General features: G+C 64.9%; 19 protein-coding genes. 7 read left to right on the top strand and 12 right to left on the bottom strand.

What is annotated here, in order from left to right; all coding sequences use genetic code 11:
• The first annotated feature begins 9 nt into the window (after window positions 1-9).
• Window positions 10-423 (top strand): group II truncated hemoglobin, encoded by a 414-nt coding sequence (locus AC3WLT_RS12865; RefSeq protein WP_492592131.1) that lies wholly within the window; start codon window positions 10-12, stop codon window positions 421-423.
• Window positions 424-501: 78 nt separating this feature from the next.
• On the opposite strand, the gene AC3WLT_RS12860 is transcribed toward AC3WLT_RS12865, so the two are convergent.
• Genes AC3WLT_RS12860 through AC3WLT_RS12845 form a run of 4 tightly spaced genes read right to left on the bottom strand, consistent with a single transcriptional unit; the run spans window position 502 to window position 5,305 of the window.
• On the bottom strand, window positions 502-1,362 hold the full coding sequence (locus AC3WLT_RS12860) for an efflux RND transporter periplasmic adaptor subunit (RefSeq protein WP_492592130.1): 861 nt from the start codon (window positions 1,360-1,362) through the stop codon (window positions 502-504).
• A gap of 13 nt (window positions 1,363-1,375) precedes the next feature.
• Window positions 1,376-1,576: a DUF1656 domain-containing protein gene (locus AC3WLT_RS12855; RefSeq protein ID WP_492592129.1), complete on the bottom strand. Its 201-nt coding sequence runs from the start codon at window positions 1,574-1,576 to the stop codon at window positions 1,376-1,378.
• The gene (locus AC3WLT_RS12850) at window positions 1,566-3,776 is read right to left on the bottom strand and encodes an FUSC family protein (protein WP_492592128.1); all 2,211 of its coding nucleotides are present in this window, start codon (window positions 3,774-3,776) and stop codon (window positions 1,566-1,568) included. Before AC3WLT_RS12850 ends, AC3WLT_RS12855 begins: the two co-directional genes overlap by 11 nt.
• Before the next feature lie 11 nt (window positions 3,777-3,787).
• The gene (locus AC3WLT_RS12845) at window positions 3,788-5,305 is read right to left on the bottom strand and encodes an efflux transporter outer membrane subunit (RefSeq protein WP_492592127.1); all 1,518 of its coding nucleotides are present in this window, start codon (window positions 5,303-5,305) and stop codon (window positions 3,788-3,790) included.
• Between the two features lie 155 nt (window positions 5,306-5,460).
• On the opposite strand from AC3WLT_RS12845, the gene AC3WLT_RS12840 reads away from it, so the two are divergent.
• Both AC3WLT_RS12840 and AC3WLT_RS12835 read left to right on the top strand, forming a co-directional pair.
• A complete protein-coding gene (locus AC3WLT_RS12840; RefSeq protein WP_492592126.1) occupies window positions 5,461-6,399 on the top strand; it encodes a LysR family transcriptional regulator in 939 nt (312 codons plus the stop codon).
• Between the two features lie 203 nt (window positions 6,400-6,602).
• Window positions 6,603-6,764, top strand: coding sequence for a hypothetical protein (locus AC3WLT_RS12835; protein WP_492592125.1), 162 nt, complete (start codon window positions 6,603-6,605; stop codon window positions 6,762-6,764).
• A 164-nt stretch (window positions 6,765-6,928) separates the two neighbouring features.
• On the opposite strand, the gene AC3WLT_RS12830 is transcribed toward AC3WLT_RS12835, so the two are convergent.
• From AC3WLT_RS12830 to wrbA, 5 genes are all read right to left on the bottom strand, one after another.
• Window positions 6,929-7,684 carry an SOS response-associated peptidase gene (locus tag AC3WLT_RS12830; protein ID WP_492592124.1) on the bottom strand — a complete coding sequence of 252 codons (756 nt, stop codon included), beginning with the start codon at window positions 7,682-7,684 and terminating at the stop codon, window positions 6,929-6,931.
• A 214-nt stretch (window positions 7,685-7,898) separates the two neighbouring features.
• Window positions 7,899-8,705, bottom strand: a complete 807-nt coding sequence (locus tag AC3WLT_RS12825; RefSeq protein ID WP_492592123.1) for a metallophosphoesterase — start codon at window positions 8,703-8,705, stop codon at window positions 7,899-7,901.
• Window positions 8,706-8,746: 41 nt separating this feature from the next.
• Window positions 8,747-10,165, bottom strand: a complete 1,419-nt coding sequence (locus AC3WLT_RS12820) for an FAD-binding oxidoreductase (protein WP_492592122.1) — start codon at window positions 10,163-10,165, stop codon at window positions 8,747-8,749.
• A 50-nt stretch (window positions 10,166-10,215) separates the two neighbouring features.
• Entirely contained in the window at window positions 10,216-10,656 is a 441-nt protein-coding gene (locus tag AC3WLT_RS12815; RefSeq protein ID WP_492592148.1) for a DUF2069 domain-containing protein, read from the bottom strand.
• 212 nt (window positions 10,657-10,868) lie between these two features.
• Complete coding sequence (wrbA, locus tag AC3WLT_RS12810; RefSeq protein WP_492592121.1) at window positions 10,869-11,471, bottom strand: NAD(P)H:quinone oxidoreductase; 603 nt, start codon at window positions 11,469-11,471, stop codon at window positions 10,869-10,871.
• 119 nt (window positions 11,472-11,590) lie between these two features.
• On the opposite strand from wrbA, the gene AC3WLT_RS12805 reads away from it, so the two are divergent.
• Window positions 11,591-12,904 (top strand): YihY family inner membrane protein, encoded by a 1,314-nt coding sequence (locus AC3WLT_RS12805; protein WP_492592120.1) that lies wholly within the window; start codon window positions 11,591-11,593, stop codon window positions 12,902-12,904.
• A gap of 35 nt (window positions 12,905-12,939) precedes the next feature.
• On the opposite strand, the gene AC3WLT_RS12800 is transcribed toward AC3WLT_RS12805, so the two are convergent.
• The 3 genes from AC3WLT_RS12800 to AC3WLT_RS12790 form a co-directional block, all read right to left on the bottom strand.
• On the bottom strand, window positions 12,940-13,260 hold the full coding sequence (locus tag AC3WLT_RS12800; RefSeq protein WP_115103979.1) for an Mpo1-like protein: 321 nt from the start codon (window positions 13,258-13,260) through the stop codon (window positions 12,940-12,942).
• A gap of 232 nt (window positions 13,261-13,492) precedes the next feature.
• Window positions 13,493-14,326 (bottom strand): alpha/beta fold hydrolase, encoded by an 834-nt coding sequence (locus tag AC3WLT_RS12795; RefSeq protein WP_492592119.1) that lies wholly within the window; start codon window positions 14,324-14,326, stop codon window positions 13,493-13,495.
• Window positions 14,323-15,693, bottom strand: coding sequence for an O-acetylhomoserine aminocarboxypropyltransferase (locus AC3WLT_RS12790; RefSeq protein WP_492592118.1), 1,371 nt, complete (start codon window positions 15,691-15,693; stop codon window positions 14,323-14,325). Before AC3WLT_RS12790 ends, AC3WLT_RS12795 begins: the two co-directional genes overlap by 4 nt.
• A gap of 239 nt (window positions 15,694-15,932) precedes the next feature.
• Here AC3WLT_RS12790 and AC3WLT_RS12785 point away from each other — a divergent pair, with 239 nt between their 5' ends.
• From AC3WLT_RS12785 to aroC, 3 genes are all read left to right on the top strand, one after another.
• Window positions 15,933-16,394: a CBS domain-containing protein gene (locus AC3WLT_RS12785; RefSeq protein WP_492592117.1), complete on the top strand. Its 462-nt coding sequence runs from the start codon at window positions 15,933-15,935 to the stop codon at window positions 16,392-16,394.
• Window positions 16,395-16,576: 182 nt separating this feature from the next.
• Window positions 16,577-18,514 (top strand): MFS transporter, encoded by a 1,938-nt coding sequence (locus AC3WLT_RS12780; protein WP_492592116.1) that lies wholly within the window; start codon window positions 16,577-16,579, stop codon window positions 18,512-18,514.
• Between the two features lie 233 nt (window positions 18,515-18,747).
• Window positions 18,748-19,848 carry a chorismate synthase gene (gene aroC / locus AC3WLT_RS12775; protein ID WP_492592115.1) on the top strand — a complete coding sequence of 367 codons (1,101 nt, stop codon included), beginning with the start codon at window positions 18,748-18,750 and terminating at the stop codon, window positions 19,846-19,848.
• Window positions 19,849-19,863: the final 15 nt, after the last annotated feature.

Here is a 19,863-nt window from a genome sequence, read left to right as displayed (position 1 = left end):
TGACTGGGTATGAGCGATCTTAACGACGAAGTGTCCGCGGCGGGACCGACGGCCTTCGAACTGGTGGGTGGCGAAGCTCGCGTGCGCGAGCTGGTCGACCGGTTTTACGACTTGATGGATCTCGAAGCCGAATTCGCCGGGATTCGGGCTTTGCATCCGGAGTCGCTCGATGGTTCGAGGGACAAGTTTTTCTGGTTTCTGTGCGGATGGATGGGCGGGCCTGATCATTACATCAGCCGCTTCGGGCATCCTCGGTTGAGGGCTCGGCATTTGCCGTTCGCCATCGCTTCCAGCGAGAGGGATCAGTGGCTCAGGTGTATGGCCTGGGCCATGGAGGACGTGGGGCTTGCCGAATCGCTGCGCGAGAGGCTGCTGGGGTCGTTCTTCGAGACCGCCGACTGGATGCGGAACCGGAATGGCTAAAAGGCCAACACCGAGGCCAACACCGAGGCCAACACCGAGGCCAACACCGAGGCCAACACCGCCGCATGGCAAAACACATCAGCTGGGTTTGACAACAACCGTACAAGTAATCCCGGCTGCAAGCACGACATCATCGGGCACAGAATCGATCCTCACCCTGACAGGCACGCGCTGTGCCAATCTCACCCAGTTGAAAGTCGGATTGACATCCGCCAGCAACTCGCGGCTTTCGGGGTTATCCCGATCATAGATTCCTCGAGAGATGCTCTCGACATGTCCTTGCAGGGTGCCACCGCTCATCAGCCGAACTTCAGCCTTGTCGCCGACGCGAACATGAGGAAGCTTCGTCTCCTCAAAGTACCCATAAACCCAGAAGGAATGGCTATCGACAATAGCCAGCCTGGCAGAACCAGCAGTCGCATAGTCGCCGCGAAAAACATTGAGATTGGTGACGTAACCGTCGACAGGCGACACCACCCGCGTGCGCGCCAGGTTCAGCCTGGCCGCATCGAGCGCGGCCAGAGCCTGCTGATAGGCAGCGTCAGCCGCCGACGCAGTGTGCGTAGCGTTCTCGCGGCTCTCCCTGGACACGACCAAAGCATCCATATCCGCGCGCCGCTGCGCATCGTCACGCCGCATCTGCAATTCGGCCTTGCGCGCGGCAACCGCCGCCTGCGCCTGCTCCACTGCGATCTCATAGTGCGACGGATCGATCTGCATCAACAGATCGCCTTTTTTCACCAACTGGTTGTCCTTGACAGGCATATCGACCACCGCACCCGACACGTCCGGCGCCACATTGACGATCTCGGCGCGCACGCGCCCATCGCGCGTCCAGGGTTCATCCATGTAATGAACCCACAGCACGCGTCCAATCAAAATCGCGACGATAAAAATAATGGCTGTCGCGACGAAGCCCACAATATTTCGAATGGTCATGTTTCGATTCTGATCAACGATAAACGGCGAGACCCAGCACGCCGCACACACACACGAGCAAGCTGGCCCGGAACAGGGACGGATGCCACACCACGCGATACAAGCCCGTATGGGCAATCACACGGTCCAACACCCAGGTAAGCGCGGCGCCCGCGATAAACAGCAGCACGATGGCCGGCACGTAGGCGTCGAAAACGGCAATATCACGTGGCATGACGAACTCCTTCAGACGCGTCGGCAGGTCCGCTCATCAGCGGTTCAAGCGGCGATTGCGGATCGAGCAGCGCGGTACGAATGAAATGCAGTTGACTCAGGATGCGTTGCAGCCGATGCCGCTCCTCACGCGGCGGCGCAAAGACCGCCAGCATCTGCTGAACCGCGGCGATCGCATCGGTGGTCGCCGCCAGCGCGCGGTCGAAGCGGTCCGCGCGCGGCCGCTCGAAGAGCGCGGTCACCGCGTCGCGCATCGCGCGCAGCGATACGCGCCACGGCATCGTCTTCGCATAGCGCGCGTCGGCGGGCAGGGCCGCCACTTCGCGGCGCAGATCGATCATCGCGTTGCCCACTTCGAGCACCGAGAAAAGCCAGCGCAAGGTGTCGCGCTTGAGCGCAGGCTCGCTTGGCGCGAGCGCGTTGATCTGGGACATCAGGTCGCGCGCGCCGCTCTCGAAACGCGAACGCACCCGGCTCATGCCCGCGCGGCTCGCCACCACCACCTGGCGGCGCAGGTCCGTCAGCAGGCGATTGCGCAGCCACGGCGTCGACGGCGGCAGCAGCACCGCGAAGGCAATCGACGCCACCAGCATCGACAGCAGCAGCGCGATCGAATCGTTGATGAAGCCGCTCGGATCGTAGTGAATCACGTTGTCCGGTCCTGCGAGGAAGCAGAAGAAGATGCAGTAGCCGATCCCGTAGCCGGCCAGCGACGGCCGCGTCGTCATGAATACGCCGAGCAGCAGGAACGGCGTGAGCGCGGCGCACAGCAGCGGAAAACCGTCGATGTGCGGATACACGCCGAACACCGCGATCATCCCCAGCACGGAGGCGGCCAGCGTGCCGCCGGCCATCTGGAACGCGGTGCGCATCGGATTCGGCGACGACGACGCCAGCGCGCAGGTGGCTGCCGCAGTCAGCACGAGCGTCGAGCCGCTCGGCCACGCGCTCGCGATCCAGAACGCGCCGAGCACCATCATCACGATGGTCGCGCGCAAGCCGGCCACGCCTGCGGCAATCGAGTTGGTCTTGGGCTCGTAACGCTCGATCCAGCGCTCGCGCTCGTGCTTGTCGACAGCAAGCGACGCGTAAGTCGCCGCGTACGCATGCAGATCGTCGACGAAGCGGTACAGCAATTCGGCGCCGGTGTCGAAGTCGAGCAGCGGCGCGTCCGCATGCGTTTCCAGTGCGGCGCGCGTCTCGCGCACACGCTTGGGCAAGGCGGCCTTGTAGGCATCGAGTTGCGCGGCGGCATGCGCGGCGTCGGCGGCGCTCAGCACGGGCTCGCCGGACTTCGCGAGCAGCGGGGCGATCTCCTTGAAGTACGGTTCGAGCGCCTCGATCGCAACGGCCGCGCCGCTCGTTTGGGCGTCGCGCAGCCGGTTCATCAGTTGATGCAGCGCGTGAAAGCGCGTCGATGCCGTCATGAATTCGCTGTTCAGACGCGCGAGGCGGCCGCCGCGCATCCGCGAGTCGGGGCCTTCGAACACGGCCACACTGCGTGCCGCTTCGAAGCCGACGATGTCGGCGACAAAGCGCGCGTTGGTCGCCTCGATCTGCGCGCGGTCGTTGCGGCCCGCCAGCGACGCGGACACGTACTCGACGAACGCCGAGAAGCGCGCCCGCACGGTGCTGCGCATCTGCAAACCGGCGTATTGCGGCAACACGAGACCGCTGACCGCGCCCGCGCAAACGATGCCGACCACCACCTCGGCGACCCGCGTGAGGGCGCTCAGAAACGCGCCGTCCGGATGCTGCGACGCCGGAATGCCGATCAGCGCGGCGGTATAGCCGGCCAGCACGAAACCGTACGACCTGAAATTGCGGTTGCGCGCGGCGCCGGCGGTGCAGATGCCGACCCAGATCGCGGTCGCGACGATGAACATTTCCGGCTGCTGCGCAAAGAGGCCGATGAACGCGAGCATCACGACGAGGCCGACCAGCGTGCCGCAGATCCGGTAGAAGCTCTTGGCGAACACCATCCCGCTTTGCGGCTGCATCACGATGAAGACGGTGGTCATCGCGGTGCGCGGTTGCGGCAGGTCGAGCTTCATCGCGATGCCGAGCGCGAGAAAACAGGCGGCGAGCGCTTTGAACAGATAGACCCATGTGCGGCCGTCGGTGCGAGCCCAGTCGGCGACGGCCGTGCAGAGCGCGGCGAACGATGCCGGCGGCGAGGAGGGGGAAGGGGCGGCGGACATGGTCGGCTTCCTCACTCGGCCGCGTTTGCGTTGGCGGACAAGCGGCTCGTGGGGCCCGGCAGTGTTTCGTTTTGCTGCGGACCGTTGGCCGGTTCGTCGAGGCCGCCGCCCAACGCGGTCATCAGCGACGCATGCGCGCCGAGGCGCTCGGCCTGAATCTTCGCGACGCCTTCCTGCGCGCGCAGCAACTGGCTTTGCGCGACCAGCACGTTCAGATAGTCGGTCAGGCCGCGCCGGTAGCCTTCGCGGGACAATTCGTAGTTCTTGCGGGCCGCCGCAACCGAACGATCGGCGTCGTCGGCCTGGGTGGCGAGCGAGCGGATCCGCACCACCTGGTCGGCGATGTCCTTCAGCGCGCTGACGATCGACTGGTTATAGCGATCCACGGCCTCGTCGTAGCCCGCGGACGCCGCGCCGAGTTGCGAGCGCAGCCGCCCGCCGTCGAAGATCGGCAGCGACAGCGCCGGCCCGGCGCTCCAGCTATGCGACGGATTCTTCAGGAACTGGAACAGCGGCCCCATCGCCGCATAACCGCCGATCGACGCCAGCAGGTTGATGTCCGGGTAGAAGTCGGCCTTGGCGACGTCGATGCCGCGCGCCTGTGCCGCCACCGTCCAGCGCGCCGCGACCACATCGGGCCGATGGCCGATCAGATCCGCGGGCAGCGTGCCCGGCAGGCCGGCGGGCGCGTCGAGCGCGAGTGCCGGACGGCGGATCGAATCGCCCGCGCCCGGACCTTTGCCGGCCAGCGCGGCCAGCAGATTGCGGCCGAGCGCGATCTGTTCTTCAATTGCATCGATCTGGCGTTCGTATTCCGGCAGCGGCGTTTCGGCCTGGCTCACTTCGAGCTGCGTGCCGATGCCGCCCTTCAGACGGCGCGTGGCCAGATCGGCGATCTGCTGCTGTTGCTGCAACGTGGCCTTGGCGGTGTCGAGCAGCGCGTAGTTCATCGACATCTCGATGTACGTGCGCACCACATTGCCTTCCAGTTCGAGCTGGGCAGCGCGGGCATCCGCGGCGCTTGCATGCGCGGCGTCGAGCGCGCGTTCGGCGGCGTTCCTGTCCTTGCCCCAGATATCCAGGTGATACGAGAGCCCTAGCGTGCCGGTGTTGTTCCACGATTGCTCGCCCGCGAGCGGGCCCGGGCCGTAGTACAGGTTGTCGGCCCATTTCTGACGCTGGATCGACAGACTGCCGTTGACCTGCGGCGACAGCGCCGAACGGGCCACGCCCGCCATCGACACGGCTTCGCGCACGCGCGCCTGCGCCACGGCCAGCGTCGGATTGCCCGCCTGCGCGGCTTCGATCCATTGATTGAGCTGCGGGTCGTGATAAGCGCGCCACCAGTCGGCGGCCGGCCATTGCGCGTCGGCATTGGCTGCCCGGATGGCGTTGCCCGCGTCGAGCGACGCGGGCTCGATTCCGCTGGCTTGCGGCGCGATGCCTCCGGTATTGGCACAGCCGGCGATTGTTAATAGGATCGTAAGAACCGCGGCGGCGGCGACCCCTTTCGGTACCGGAGACTGCACGATTTCCTCCATAAATAGCTATAGAACCTTGTGCGTCATTATATTTTTTGATTGATTGGGGAATAACCGGTAAAGGTGCAAGGCATTTTTACGGAAGATGAGATAATCGCCTTTGCGAATCGTGTAACAATCGCTCCGGATCATCAAGGAATGGTATGGATACGCTTCAAAACATGCGCGTATTTGTCCGCGTCGTCGAAGCGGGCAGCTTTACGGGTGCTGCGCAGCACCTGAACACGACCACGGCGTACGCGTCGCGCGCGGTGTCCGATCTGGAAGCGCACCTGCGCACGCGGCTGCTGAACCGCACCACCCGCCGCATTGCGTTGACTGAGGCCGGCGAGCGCTATCTGCAACGCTGCGAGCAGATCCTCGCGTACGTCGATCAGGCCGAGGCGGAAGCGAGCGACGCCCACGCGCGGCCGTCCGGCAAACTCAAGGTCCACGCAATGACAAGCTTCGGCCAGCACTATGTGGTGCCGGCCGTCGGCCGCTATCGGCAGCGCTATCCGGACGTGCATATCGAGCTGACGCTTGCGCAGCGCATGCCCGATCTGCTCGACGAAGGGTTTGACGTGTCGCTGACGCTCGCCACCGGTCTGCCGGACTCGGGGCTGGTGTCGCAGCGCCTCGGCAGCGCGTTCAGCATTGCGTGCGCTTCGCCGGCTTACCTGGAGCGGCACGGCGTGCCGCAGACGCCCGCGGACCTGGTGCGGCATACCTGTCTGCAAATGGTCACGCCAGTATTTCCGACCGACAAATGGACTTTCGACGGCCCGAACGGCGAGGAAACGATCGCCTTGGGACCGGCGACGTTCCAGGTGAACGTGGCGGAAGCGATGGCGGTCGCGGCATGCTGCGGCATGGGCGTCGGCCTGATTCCGATCTACTCGGCGATCAGCGGTTTGCGCAGCGGCGAACTCGTGTGGCTGTTGCCGGGGTACACATCGCAGGAAATGAATCTGTATGCGCTGTATCCGTCGCGGCAATATCTGGACGCGAAAATCCGCACCTGGGTCGAATTTCTGCGCGACGAGCTGCCCGCGACGCTGGCGGTCGACCAGGCCGAGCTGCGCAAATTCGCGCGCACCTGATGCGGCGCGGCGCCGCCGCCCGTTGACAGATCGGTCGCGCCGGCCGTGACGCCTTGTTACAGAAGTGCGGCGTCGCAACATTTCCTTACTTCTGCGCCGCGGTCGATTTGCTAACGTGTCGTTCATGCGCTGCCGACTTCAGCCGGAGGCGTTCAGTCAGCCGCCGTTCGGCAAATCGCAACAACTGGAAGAACGAGGGATTCATGGATACGCATCTGATGATCGGCGTGGCCGTCATGTTGGGACTGATCGGCATCGCCGCATCGCGCGATTTGCTGCGCCGCCTGCGTGAACAGCAGCCGCAACTTGTGCCGATCAAGGTCGAGCGTCCGGCGGATTTGTCTGCGCAAAGACGCGACCGCTGAGTTTTGGTGGCGTGCCTCGCTGGCACGCCTGGTTGTCGCGCTTCGCTTAACTGCCGCGCTTAATTGCCACGCTTAACTGCCGCCTTGGCTGGCACATTCAGCTGGCGCATTCAGCAGGCACGCTTTAGCTATTGAGTTTTTTGGGGGGCCGGTGCACCGCGGTTTCAGTCTAGCACTTCGATCAGACCCGGCTCGTCATTGAGCGTGCGGTCCACCTCGGGGCTCACGCGGTGCCAGCGAAAGCGCCCGGCGGGTACGCAGGCGCCGCGCGCGAGCTGCTCGAGTTCGTCCGGCGGCAGCGCCGGGTCCAGCCAGCGGCGCGCCGCATCCGGCGCGAACACTAGCGGACGGCGGTCATGCACGTCGATCAGGCCCGCGTCGGCGGTGGCCGTCACAATCACCAATCCCATGCCTTCCGTTTGCGGCGCGGTGCCGCGCACGCTCGATAGCGCGGCGAAATACATCGGTGCATCGCTTTTCAGGCGCACGAAGTAGGGCTGGCGGATCGTTCCCGCGCCCTGGGTTGTGCCTCGGGTCGTGCCCTGTACCGCGCTCTGTACCGCTTCATCGCCGGTATCCGTGCCGGGTGGCGCCTCCACGCGCCATTCGAACCAGCCGTCCGCCGGCACCAATACCCGTCCGGTTTTCCACAGATCCTTGAAATAGCGGGCGTGCGCCGCAGTTTCGGCGCGGGCGTTGATCGTTTGCGGCAGATGTTGCGCGCGTGCCCAGTTTGGGCAGTAACCCCAGTGGATCGCACGCAGCGTTTGGTCAGGATAAATCGCGAGCGGATGCGTGCCGGGCGACAGGTTGTAGCCGGGGCGGCGGTCGGCGGCGTCGAACAGCATCAGCGGATCGCTGAGGCCGAGATGCTGCGCATAACGAAGCGGATCGCGGTACTGGCTGATTCGACCACACATGAGCGACCTCCGGACGCGACCGGCTTGACCTGCATGACTGATTCGGCCGATCGAGCCGATAAAGCCGATAAAGCCGATCAAGCCGATCAAGCCGATCAAGCCGATCAAGCCGACGGGCGTCGGCGCGTCAGTCACTACCCGGCCGACCCCGGCCGACGACAACAGCGTAGTGCGCGCCGCTTAGCCCGGCTACCCGGATCGGCCCGAGCCGGCCCTAGATCTCTACCACCTTGTCCCAGGCGAACTGCGGATTTTCCAGTTGACGGGTGCGCCGGTCGAGATAGCCGCGCGGATTGCACACCACGCGCGTGCCGTTCACCGTGTAATCGAACGGTGTATGCGTATGTCCGTGAATCCACAGCGCGACGGGCGCACGCACCAGTTCCGGCAAATGATTGACGAAGCCGGCCGACACGCGGTCTTCCGCGTAGCGCCCGGCCAGACTCAGCCGGTGCGGCGCGTGATGCGTGACGACGATCGTCTTGCCGTCGAACGGTTTGGCCAGTTCGCTCTCGAGCCATGCGCGCGCGTGCCTGTGCAGCGCGATGGAGTCGGCGGGCGTGAAATCGCGCGGAGCATCCAGCATGTCGTGCGGCCAGTTCATCTGGATCAGGCCGCGGAAGTCGAGCATCACCCGGCGCGCCGCTTCGATGGATTGGGCGAGCGCGGCTTCGTCGGCGCCGTATAACGCGAAGTCGGTCCACAGGGTCGTGCCGAGCACGCGCCAGCGGCCCTGCGGGTCGACCAGAGCGGCGTTGTTCAGCACGTACACGTTATCGACCGAGGCCGCCGCGTCGTAGAGCGCCGTTTCGAGCGCGCCGAATTCGCCGTCGTAGTACTCGTGATTGCCGGGCACGTAGACCACCGGCACGGCGCCGTCGAAAGTTTGCGCGGCCCAGCGCGGCCCGGCCGCGTGATTGTGGATGTCGCCGGCCAGCACGATCAGATCCGCCTGCGCATGCGGGATCAGCTCGGGCTCGTCGTTCTCCAGATGCAGATCGGACAGCACTCGAATCTTCACGAACGGCTCCTGCGGCGGCCCCGAATCGGAGGCCTCTAACGTTAGCGTAGCACCTTGCCCGGGTTCATCAGGTTCAGCGGATCGAGCGCGCGTTTGACGGCGCGCATCAACTGCACCTCGACGTTCTGCTTGTAATGCATCGCTTCGTCGATCTTCAATTGACCGAGCCCGTGTTCCGCGCTGATGCTGCCGCGGTGACGGTGCACGCTGTCGTACACGATCTGATTGATTGCGCTCTGAAATTCCTTGAGGAACGCCTTGGCGTCGACGCCCTCGGGCGCCTGCACGTTGTAGTGCAGGTTGCCGTCGCCCAGATGGCCGAACGTGACCATTCGCGCGCCCGGCACTGCCTGCGCGATCGCCGCGTCGGTTTCCTCGATGAAGTGGCCGATGCGCGAAATCGGCACCGCGATATCGTGCTTGATGTTCAGACCTTCTTCCGCCTGCGCAAGCGGAATGTGTTCGCGCAGATTCCAGAAGGCTTGCGATTGCGCGAGATTTTCCGCGACCACCGCGTCTTCCACCAGACCTTCTTCGAGCGCGGTTTCCATCAGGCGCTCAAACAGACCGCGCGCGTGTTCCTCGCTTTCGCTGTCCGACAGTTCGAGCAGCACCACTTGCGCGTGCGGCTCGGCGAACGGATAGCGCATCTGCGCAAAATGCCGGCCGACCAGCCGCAGACAGAAGTCCGACATCAGTTCAAAACCGGTCAGGAGCGGTCCGGCGACGCGTTGCGTCAGCGACAGGAAATCGAGCGCCGCATGCGGCGACGCGAGCGCGGCGAGCGCCGTGACGCGCGCGGCCGGCTGCGGATGCAGCTTGAGCACGGCGGCGGTAATGATGCCGAGCGTGCCTTCTGCGCCGATGAACAGGTCGCGCAGATCGTAGCCGGTGTTGTCCTTGCGCAGTCCGCGCAGGCCGTCCCACAGTTCGCCTTGCGGTGTCACCACTTCGAGGCCCAGGCACAATTCGCGCGTGTTGCCGTAGCGCAGCACGCCGGTGCCGCCCGCGTTGGTGGCGAGATTGCCGCCGATCGTGCAGCTGCCTTCGGCGGCGAGGCTCAGCGGGAACAGCCGGCCCGCTTCCTCCGCGTGCTTCTGCACCTCGGCAAGGATGACGCCGGCTTCGACGGTGATCGTATTGTTGTGCGGGTCGATGTCGCGCACGCGGTTCAGACGCCGCAGGCTGACGACCGCTTGCGCGCCGCTCGCATCCGGCGTCGCGCCGCCGGCGAGGCCGGTGTTGCCGCCCTGCGGCACCAGCGCGATGCGATGTTCGACGGCGAGCTTCACGAGCGCCGCGACTTCTTCAGATGTGGCCGGGCAGAGCACCGCGCAGGCCGCGCCGGTGTAACGGCGGCGCCAGTCGGTGAGGTAGGGGGCGGTGTCGTGCGGGTCGGTTAGCACGTGGGCGGCGCCGATGGCGTCGCGGCAGGCGGCGAGGAATACGGCTTCGGTCATGATGGTCGGTCAGGGTGTTCGGCGGATAGGTTATGCGGGGAGCGCTGTCCTCACTCGGCGCCGGGCGGGGCCTGCTGACTGGTTGCCTGCTTCGTTGTCTGCCTTGTGGCTCGCTTGGCGGCTTGTTTCGCGGCCTGTTTTGCCGCGCGCTTGAACGGCGCGACATACGCGAGCGTGCAGACGAAAAAAACCACAGAGAGCGCGGTTTCCAGCCAGCCGAGTCGCGCGCTCAAACCGTGGTCGCTCCAGCCGCGGACGATGCCCTCGGCAAAATACAGCAAGATCAGCATCGACGCCCATTGCAGCGTGTAAAGCCGGCGCCGCCAGACGCCCGGCAGCGCGATCAGCAGCGGCAATGCTTTGAGTACCAGCGCCGAGCCGCCGGGCCGCAGCGGCGCGAGCCGCCATTCCCAGGCAACCGACAACACGATCAGCGCGAGTAGCGCCGCGGTGGCGCCGAGCGCGGCTGTGTGGTTTTGCTGCACGGGTATGGCGCTTGCGGTTGCTGATGCGTTGGCCGCTGTCGCATCTGTTGTCGATGCCCCGGCGCCTGCCGCATCCGGTCCACGCACGGACGTTCGGGTATCAGGTGCGTTCACGGACGTTCGGGTATCAGGCGCGCTCACGGACGTTCGGGCATCGGGCCCGCTCACGGACGTCCGGGTATCAGGTGCGCTCACGGACGTTCGGGCGTCAGACCCGCTCACGGACGTTCGCTCATCGACGCCGCCGTGCGCGCGACGCGTGCGCCCAGCGCGATTGCGAGCGTTTTTTCGTCGGCGGAGATGCCTTGTTCGGCGCTGCCCGCGCGTGCGAAATGGGATGCGCCGTACGGTGTGCCGCCGGTTTGCGTGGTAGTCAGCGCGTCTTCAGTGTAGGGAATGCCGACGATCAGCATGCCGTGATGCAGAAGCGGCAGCATCATCGACAGCAGCGTGGATTCCTGGCCGCCGTGCAGACTGCCGGTCGACGTGAACACGCACGCCGGTTTACCCGCCAGTGCGCCTGACAACCATTGCGGCGTGGTGCCGTCGAGAAAGTATTTGAGCGGCGCGGCCATGTTGCCGAAGCGGGTTGGCGAGCCGAGCGCCAGACCGGCGCATTCCTCGAGGTCGCGCAGTTCGACATAGGGTGGACCTTCGGCGGGGATGTCCGGCTGGGTCGCTTCGCAGACGGTCGACACCGCCGGCACGGTACGCACGCGCGCCTGCATGCCGGGGACGCTGTCTACGCCGTGCGCGATCGCCAGCGCGAGCTCGCGCGTGGCGCCGTGGCGGCTGTAATAGAGCACGAGAATGTCTTTCATAGGCCTCATTGGTGAACGGGTATTATAGGGGTTGGGTCCGCTGCACAGGCCACGTATAGCCGTTCGGCCAGGCTTGGCGCGCTGTCCCAGACACCGGTTCATGAAGCGAGGAGGTAGGTTTGTTGTCCAGGGTGCGTTTCGATCTCGATACGCTAAAACGGCTCGCGCAGTTTGCCGCGAAGCGCAGCAGCGAAGATCGCATTCCGCAGGTGGCCGGCAGTCTCACGTTCACCACCATGCTCGCGCTCGTGCCGCTCGCCACGGTCGCGTTCGCGTTGTTCACCGCGTTTCCGATTTTCAGCTCGTTTCAGGAGTCGCTGCAGTTCTTTCTTGCCGAGCATCTGATGCCCGCGCAACTCAATAGTCAGATTTTCAAGTATCTGAACCAGTTCGCGTCGAAGGCCAAGGGGCTCACCACGATCGGCATGATCTTGCTGTTCCTCACCGCCGTGATGACGATGATGACGGTCGAATCCGCCTTCAACGTGATCTGGCGGGTGCGCAAGGCGCGGCCGCTCGCGCAGCGCGTATTGGTGTATTGGGCGATCATTACGCTCGGGCCGATTCTGATTGGCGTGAGCCTGTCGATCTCGTCCTATCTGTTCACGCAATCGATGGCGTTCACGGCGACCCAGCGTATCCCGGCGATGATCGATTGGGCGCTCACCGGCGCCGCGCTGCCGCTGACGGCGCTCGCCTTCACGATTCTTTACGTCTATCTGCCGAACTGCCGGGTGGAATGGCGCGACGCGGTGATCGGCGGCATCACCGCCGCGATTGCGTTCGAACTCGCCAAGCGCGGCTTTGGTTATTACGTGCGGCGCATTCCCACCTACACCGCGGTGTACGGCGCATTTGCCGCGGTCCCGCTGTTCCTGCTGTGGATGTACCTGTGCTGGTTCATCACGCTGGCGGGCGCGATGATTGCGTCCGCGTTGCCGGCGATCCGCATCGGCCAGTTCCACCGGCCCACTTTCGAAGGCAGCGATCTGTTCGACTCGCTCGAACTGCTCGCCCGGCTTTCGGAAGCGCGCGATGCGGGCAAGCGCGGCTACACGTTGCAGGAACTCTCGCGCCTGCTTCGCCGCGACATGGACACGACGATCAATCTGCTGCAAAAGCTCGAGGAGACCGAATGGATCGCGTGCTTGCAGGAAGACGGCATGCGGCCGCATTTTCTTTTGCTGGCGAATCCGGCGCAGATCACCGTCGAGCGCTTGTTCAACCTGTTCGTGATGGATCACGCGGAACTCGAATATCAGCTCGGACTCAACTCGACGCGCGTGGATGGCGCAACGCTTCTGGCCGCACTCGAGAACGACAGGCTGAAAGTGACGCTTGCCACGCTGCTGGCGGCGCGCGCCGCCGCGCGTGCGGCGCGTGCCGAGGAAAACGAGCAGGGCACTTCTTCAATGCCGCATCAAGCCGCCTGAAGTTGCAGCCAGACTGCGGCAAAAAGACAGCGAAACTACAGCGAAATCTTCCCGATGCAGATGTCCTTGAACATCACCCAGTCGCCCATCAGGCTGTAGAGCGGATGCCGGAAAGTAGCCGGCCGGTTCTTCTCGAAGAAGAAATGCCCGACCCAGGCAAAGCCATATCCGCAGACGACGGCGGCCGGCAGCCATAGCCAGTCGCCGGTGGCGAGCGCCATGGCAAGACAGCCGATCACGCCTAGCGAACCCACGAAATGCAGCCGGCGGGAGACCATGTTGCGATGCTCGCTCAGGTAGAACGGATAGAACTCCGCAAAACTCGCGAAGTGATCGGTGTGCGCGGTTTGAGCCATCACAGCCTCCGAATTTCGACTCTTGTCGACTCCATGCCTGTCGCATCAGAAGATGCTTCGCCGCGCGCCGACGTGCTCAAAGCGCGCTCGAAAGCGGACAGGCTTGAATCCATTGTGCGGCTATCGGGCCATGCGCGCAACCTGGCCATTTGGCCGATGGCGCGCGCCCATCGGCGCGGCTATCGTGACATTCGTGATGGTTAGCGGCGGCTATTCGTGGCGTTCGTGGCAACTATCGGGCGGCGGTTGCCGCCTTTGAGGCGAAGCTGAACAGGGCGTCGAGTGTGGCATCGGGCTGCTCGGTCATCAGCGCGTGACCGGCTTCGAGCGTGACGGTGTCGACCTGTGCCCCGGCTTGCGCGAGAGCGTCGGCGAGCGCTTTGGCCGCGCGCGGCGGCGTCATCGCATCGCGTCTGCCGACTATCAGCCGTGTCGGGCAACGTACCTGCGCGGCGCGCGCGAGGCCGTCCGCGTAAGTGTTGCAGGCGGTGAAGTCGGTATGGAACAGATGTGCTTCGCCGCCCGCCGAGACGCGCTCCATCAGCCGCTGGTTCATGCCATGCAGCCAGAAGCCGGGGCCAGGGCACGAAGGCTTGGCGGCGAGCGTCGAATGCGACCACTGGTTGACCATGCCGATTGCATCGGGCTCGCGATGCATCGCGGCGTCGAGCAAGGCGTCGGAGACGGTCATCGGCACGGCGGTGGCGAGCAGAGCAAGGTGCGTCGCGCGTTCCGGATAGCGGCCGGCGAAGTCGAGTGCGACCAGCGAGCCCATGCTGTGACCGGCCACGAATGCGCGTTGCACGCCGGCGGCGTCGAGCAGGGCGGCCAGCCAGTCGGCCATGGCCGCAACAGTGGCAAGCGCCGGACCGTCGCTGCGGCAGTGTCCGGGCAGATCCACTGCCAGCACGCCGAAGCCGTGGTGCGCGAAGTAGCGTGTTTGCAGCGCCCATACGCTGTGGTCGTGCTCGGCGCCGTGAATGAATACGGCGGTCGGCAAGCTGGCATCGAACAGTTTGCCGCCGGTATAGGCGTAGGCGGGTTTGCCTTGAATGGTAAGGATCATGCGGACTCCGGGCGCGGCGCGCCGCCGGCAGCGGACGCGGCGGATTGACCGGACGGGCCGGCTTTGGGCGAGGTGGCTCCGCTCGCTTTCTGCGCGGCTTTCAGCGCGCGTTTGAGGTCGTCGATCAGATCGTCGGGATCTTCCAGGCCGATCGAGAGGCGGATCGTGCCTTCGGCGATGCCGGCTGCGGCCAGTGCGGCGGCATCCATGCGGAAGTGCGTCGTCGATGCCGGATGGATCACCAGCGAGCGCGCGTCGCCAACGTTCGCGAGGTGCGAGAACAGCGATAGCGCTTCGATGAAGCTGCGTCCGGCGGCGCGGTCGCCGCGCAGATTGAAGCTGAATACCGCGCCCGCGCCGCGCGGCAGCAGACGCTGGGCGAGCGCATGGTCCGGATGCGTCGGCAGTTCCGGATAGGCGACGGTTTCCACTGCCGCATGGGCGGCGAGGAAGTCGACCACCTTGCGCGTATTCGCGACGTGCCGCTCCATGCGCAGCGGCAGCGTCTCAATGCCTTGCAGCAGCTGCCAGGCGGCCTGCGGATGCAGACAGGCGCCGAAGTCGCGCAAGCCCTCGCGGCGCGCGCGCAGCAGGAACGGCGCGACCGTGCTTTCCTCGGCGAACACCATGCCGTGAAAGCCCTCGTAGGGCTCGGTGAATTCGGGAAAGCGGCCCGATGCGTCGAAGTCGAACGTGCCGCCGTCCACCAGCACGCCGCCGATCGTCGTGCCGTGGCCGCCGAGGAATTTGGTCGCCGAGTGGTAGACGAAGTCGGCGCCGTGCTCGAACGGTTTGAGCAGGTAGGGCGTGGTGAACGTCGAGTCGACCAGCAGCGGCACGCGGTGCTCATGCGCAAGCTGCGCGACCTTGGCGATATCGAGCACGTCGAGGCCCGGATTGCCGAGCGTCTCGCCGAACAGCAGGCGCGTGTTAGGGCGCAGCGCCGCGCGCCACGCGTCGAGATCGCCCGGTTTGACGAAGGTCGTCTCGATGCCGAAGCGCCGCAGCGTGTAGTGCAGCAGGTTGTGCGAGCCGCCGTACAGCGCGCTGGAGGCGACGATATGGGAGCCTGCGCCCATCAGCGTGACGATCGCCAGATGCAGCGCCGCCTGGCCGCTGGCCGTGCCGATCGCGCCCGCGCCGTTTTCCAGCGCGGCGACGCGCTCTTCGAACACGGCCACGGTCGGGTTCGAGATTCGCGAGTAGACGTGGCCGGCGCGCTCCATATTGAAGAGTGCCGCGGCGTGGTCCGAATCGCGGAACGAAAACGAGGTAGTCTGGTAGATGGGCGTGGCGCGTGCGCCTGTCGCGGGGTCGGGAGCTGCGCCGGCGTGCAGCGCAAGCGTATCGAAACGGTTGGCGGACATCCTGGGCGGCGAAGCCACGGACGGCCTCGCGAAAGGTGAAAGTGGCGGCCATCCTATCACCGGCACGAATCGCTTCAAGCGCGGTTTTCCCGATGGGCGCAGCCCGGGTTTTGCCGGGCGCGGCGCGCGAACCCCCGCTGCGCCTTGGCGGGCGGGCCGCTTTCCTTTTATGGGTCTTTCCGCTAGGATCGAAAATCATTCATGCTTTGCAAGCTTAGCGGGCGTTACGGAGACAGATCATGCGAGTCAGCGACATCCTCAAAGTCAAAGGCAACACCCTTTTCACGGTCACGCCGGATACGACGCTGCACGACGCAGTCAATACGATGGCCGAGCACGACATCGGCTCGCTGGTCGTGATGGAATACGGCGACCTCGTCGGCATGCTGACGTTTCGCGAGATTATTCTGACGTTGAGCGAGAACGGCGGCAGCGTCGGCACCTCGACGATCCGCAAGGTAATGGACGATCATCCGCTCACCTGCACGCCGGAAACGGACGTTAACGAAGTGCGGCGCATGATGCTCGAGCATCACGTGCGCTATTTGCCGGTCATGGAAAGCCGCACGCTGATGGGCATCATCTCGTTCTACGACGTCGCGCGCGCCGTGGTCGAAGAGCAGGGCTTCGAAAACCGTATGCTCAAGGCATACATCCGTGATTGGCCGGAAGAACAGCAGGAACAGCAACCGGCGCGCTGATTCATGATGGCTCGCCGCGGCGCTCGATCCGTTGCCGCGAGCTTGAAGGTGCACCGAAGGCGCGCGCGAAAGCGTGCGCTTTTTTGTGTCCGGTTTAGCGTCGACTCCGTGTTCTGCCTCGCGCCGGGTTTGCGCACGTTCCTTCGTCCATCGTTGCTCTTTTAGCCCGTTCTCCGACCTTCATGAGCGATCGTCCGTTACCCGCCGCCCGCCGCGCCGCCCGCGCTCACAACGCGCACGAGTCCCAGTTCCGCCTGCTCGGCCAGCGCCGTTTCGCGCCGTTTTTCTGGACCCAGTTCCTCGGCGCGATGAACGACAACGTCTTCAAGATCGGCTTCACGTCGCTCGTCACCTATCAGGCGGCGCGGTTTTCCGGCGTCGATCCGAAGACCGCGGCGTTCCTGATTTCGGCGATCTTCATCCTGCCCTTCGTGCTGCTATCGGCCACCTCCGGTCAGATCGCCGACAAGTACGACAAGGCGATGCTGACGCGCTTCGTCAAAAGCTTCGAAATCGTCGTGATGCTGATTGGCGGCGCGGGTTTCTGGCTGCATAGCGCGCCGTTGCTGTATCTGTGCACCTTTCTGATGGGCGTGCATTCGACCATCTTCGGGCCGGTCAAGTATTCGTACCTGCCCCAGCATCTGTCGAAGCCGGAACTGGTCGGCGGCAACGGCCTGGTCGAGATGGGCACCTTCGTCGCGATCCTGATCGGGACGATCGTGGGCGGTGCGGGGGCGGGTTTCGCCGAGCACGGCGCGGTGCTGCTGGCTTGCGCCTGCGTCGCGATTGCGCTGGTCGGGCGGGCCATGTCGAGCTTCGTGCCGGTCACGCCGGCGCCGCAACCCGATTTGCGCATCAACTGGAATCCGGTCAGCGAGACGTGGCGCAACCTGAAACTGGCGCACGAAAACCGCACGGTGTTTCTGAGCCTGCTGGGTATTTCCTGGCTGTGGTTCGTCGGTGCGACCTTTCTGTCGTCGTTTTTCCGCTTCGCGAAAGACGTGCTGTCCGCCAATCCGGATGTCGTGACCGTGCTGCTGGGCACGTTCTCGATCGGCATCGGCATCGGTTCGCTGCTGTGCGAAAAGCTCTCGCAGCGGCGTATCGAAATCGGCCTCGTGCCGCTCGGCTCGATCGGCATGAGCGTGTTCGGGATCGATCTGTTTTTCGCCAGCCACGCGTTGCCGGCCGTGGGTCATCTGTTGAGCGTCGGCGAGTTCCTTGCGCGGCCCGCCCATTGGCGCGTGCTGGCCGACCTGTTCCTGCTGGCGATGTTCGGCGGCTTCTACAGCGTGCCGCTCTATGCGCTGATCCAGAGCCGCAGCCAGCCGAGCCATCGGGCGCGCATCATTGCCGCGAACAATATTCTGAACTCGCTGTTCATGATCGTCTCAGCGCTGATGGCGATGGGCCTGACCGCCGCCGGCTTCAGCATTCCGGCGATTTTCCTCGTCACCGCACTGCTCAACATCGTGGTGGCGACCTACATCTATTCTCTCGTGCCCGAGTTTTTGCTGCGCTTTGTCGCGTGGGTGCTGGTGCATACGTTCTACCGGATTCGTCTGGTGCATGCCGAACGCATTCCGGAAGAGGGCGCCGCCGTGCTGGTGTGCAACCACGTGAGCTTTGTCGACGCGATCGTCATCATGGCCGAGAGCCCGCGGCCGATCCGTTTCGTGATGGATCATCAGATCTTCAAGACGCCGTTCGCCGGTTGGGTATTCCGCCACGCGAAGGCGATTCCGATCGCGCCTGCGCATCAGGATCCGGAATTGCTGAAGCGCGCCTATGAGCGCTTGGCGCAGGCGCTCGCCGAAGGCGATCTGGTCTGCATCTTTCCGGAGGGCAAGCTGACGAAGACCGGCGAGATGAATCCGTTCCGTCACGGCGTGACCGAGATCATTCGCCGCACGCCGGCGCCGGTCGTGCCGATGGCGCTGCGCGGGTTGTGGGGCAGCGTGTTTTCGCGCGCCAACGACGCGCGCTGGCCGCGGCCGGTCCACAAAGGCGTGATGAGCCGGCTGACGCTGGCCGTCGGCGAGCCGCTCGATCCGGCGGCTGCGACGCCGGAGGTATTGCAGCAGATCGTCACCGAACTGCGCGGCGCGCGGAAGTAGCGGGAAATAGCGCGAGGCCGGCACGCGGAGCGGGTGCTCAGCCTTGCCAACGGGTTCGGTGTAGCGGGGCAAGCACGGCGCGTATGCGCGGCAGGGCGGGCACGGCAACGCAGAGGTCAAAGGAGATCCTGCCCGCACCTTGTCCAGCAGGCATAGCGCGGCGCGCGACGCGGACCCGGCCCCCGTGGGGCTGGCATAATAGCGCTTTCCCCGCTTTTCTTTGGACGACGCCCATGTCCGGCAATACTCTCGGTACGCTTTTCACTGTCACGTCCTTTGGCGAATCGCATGGTCCCGCAATCGGCTGCGTGATCGACGGCTGTCCGCCGGGTATGGCGCTGAGCGAAGCCGACATCCAGCTCGAACTCGACCGCCGCAAACCCGGCACGTCGCGCCACGTCACGCAGCGTCAGGAAGAAGACAAGGTGGAGATCCTGTCCGGCGTGTTCGAAGGCCGGACCACCGGCGCGCCGATCGCGCTGCTGATCCGCAATACGGACCAGCGCAGCAAAGACTACGGCAACATCGCCGAAACTTTCCGCCCGGGTCACGCCGACTACACCTACTGGCAGAAATACGGCATTCGCGACTATCGCGGCGGCGGCCGTTCGTCGGCCCGTCTGACGGCGCCGACGGTGGCGGCCGGCGCAGTTGCGAAGAAATGGCTGCGCGAGCATTTCGGTACAGAGATTCGCGGCTATATGGCGGCGCTCGGTGAGATCGACGTGCCGTTCGTCAACTGGGCGCACGTGCGCGAGAATCCGTTCTTCGTGCCGAATGTGGATATCGTGCCGCAACTCGAAACCTACATGGACGCGCTGCGCAAGGACGGCGATTCGATCGGCGCGCGCATCAACGTCGTGGCTTCCGGGGTGCCGGTTGGACTCGGCGAGCCGCTGTTCGACCGCCTTGACGCGGACATCGCGCACGCCATGATGGGCATCAACGCGGTGAAGGGCGTCGAGATCGGCGCGGGCTTTGCCAGCGTCGCGCAACGCGGTTCGGTGCACGGCGACGAATTGACGCCGGAGGGGTTTGTCGGCAACCACGCGGGCGGCGTGCTCGGCGGCATTTCGACCGGGCAGGACATTACGGTGTCGATCGCGATCAAGCCGACCTCGAGTATTCGCACGCCGCGCCGCTCGATCGACAAGGCGGGTCAGCCGGCGATAGTCGAAACGTTTGGGCGTCACGATCCGTGCGTCGGCATCCGCGCGACGCCGATCGCCGAATCGATGCTTGCGCTGGTGCTGATCGACCACGCGCTGCGGCACCGCGCGCAATGTGGCGACGTCTGCGTGGCCACGCCGAAGATCGCGGCGAGCGCGCCTTGAAGTGCGCTCGTTGAA

Source organism: Paraburkholderia sp. FW306-2-2C-D06C, assembly GCF_058781505.1.
The sequence above is the reverse complement of the archived record's forward strand: the minus strand, read 5'-3'. Positions and strand labels throughout refer to the sequence as shown.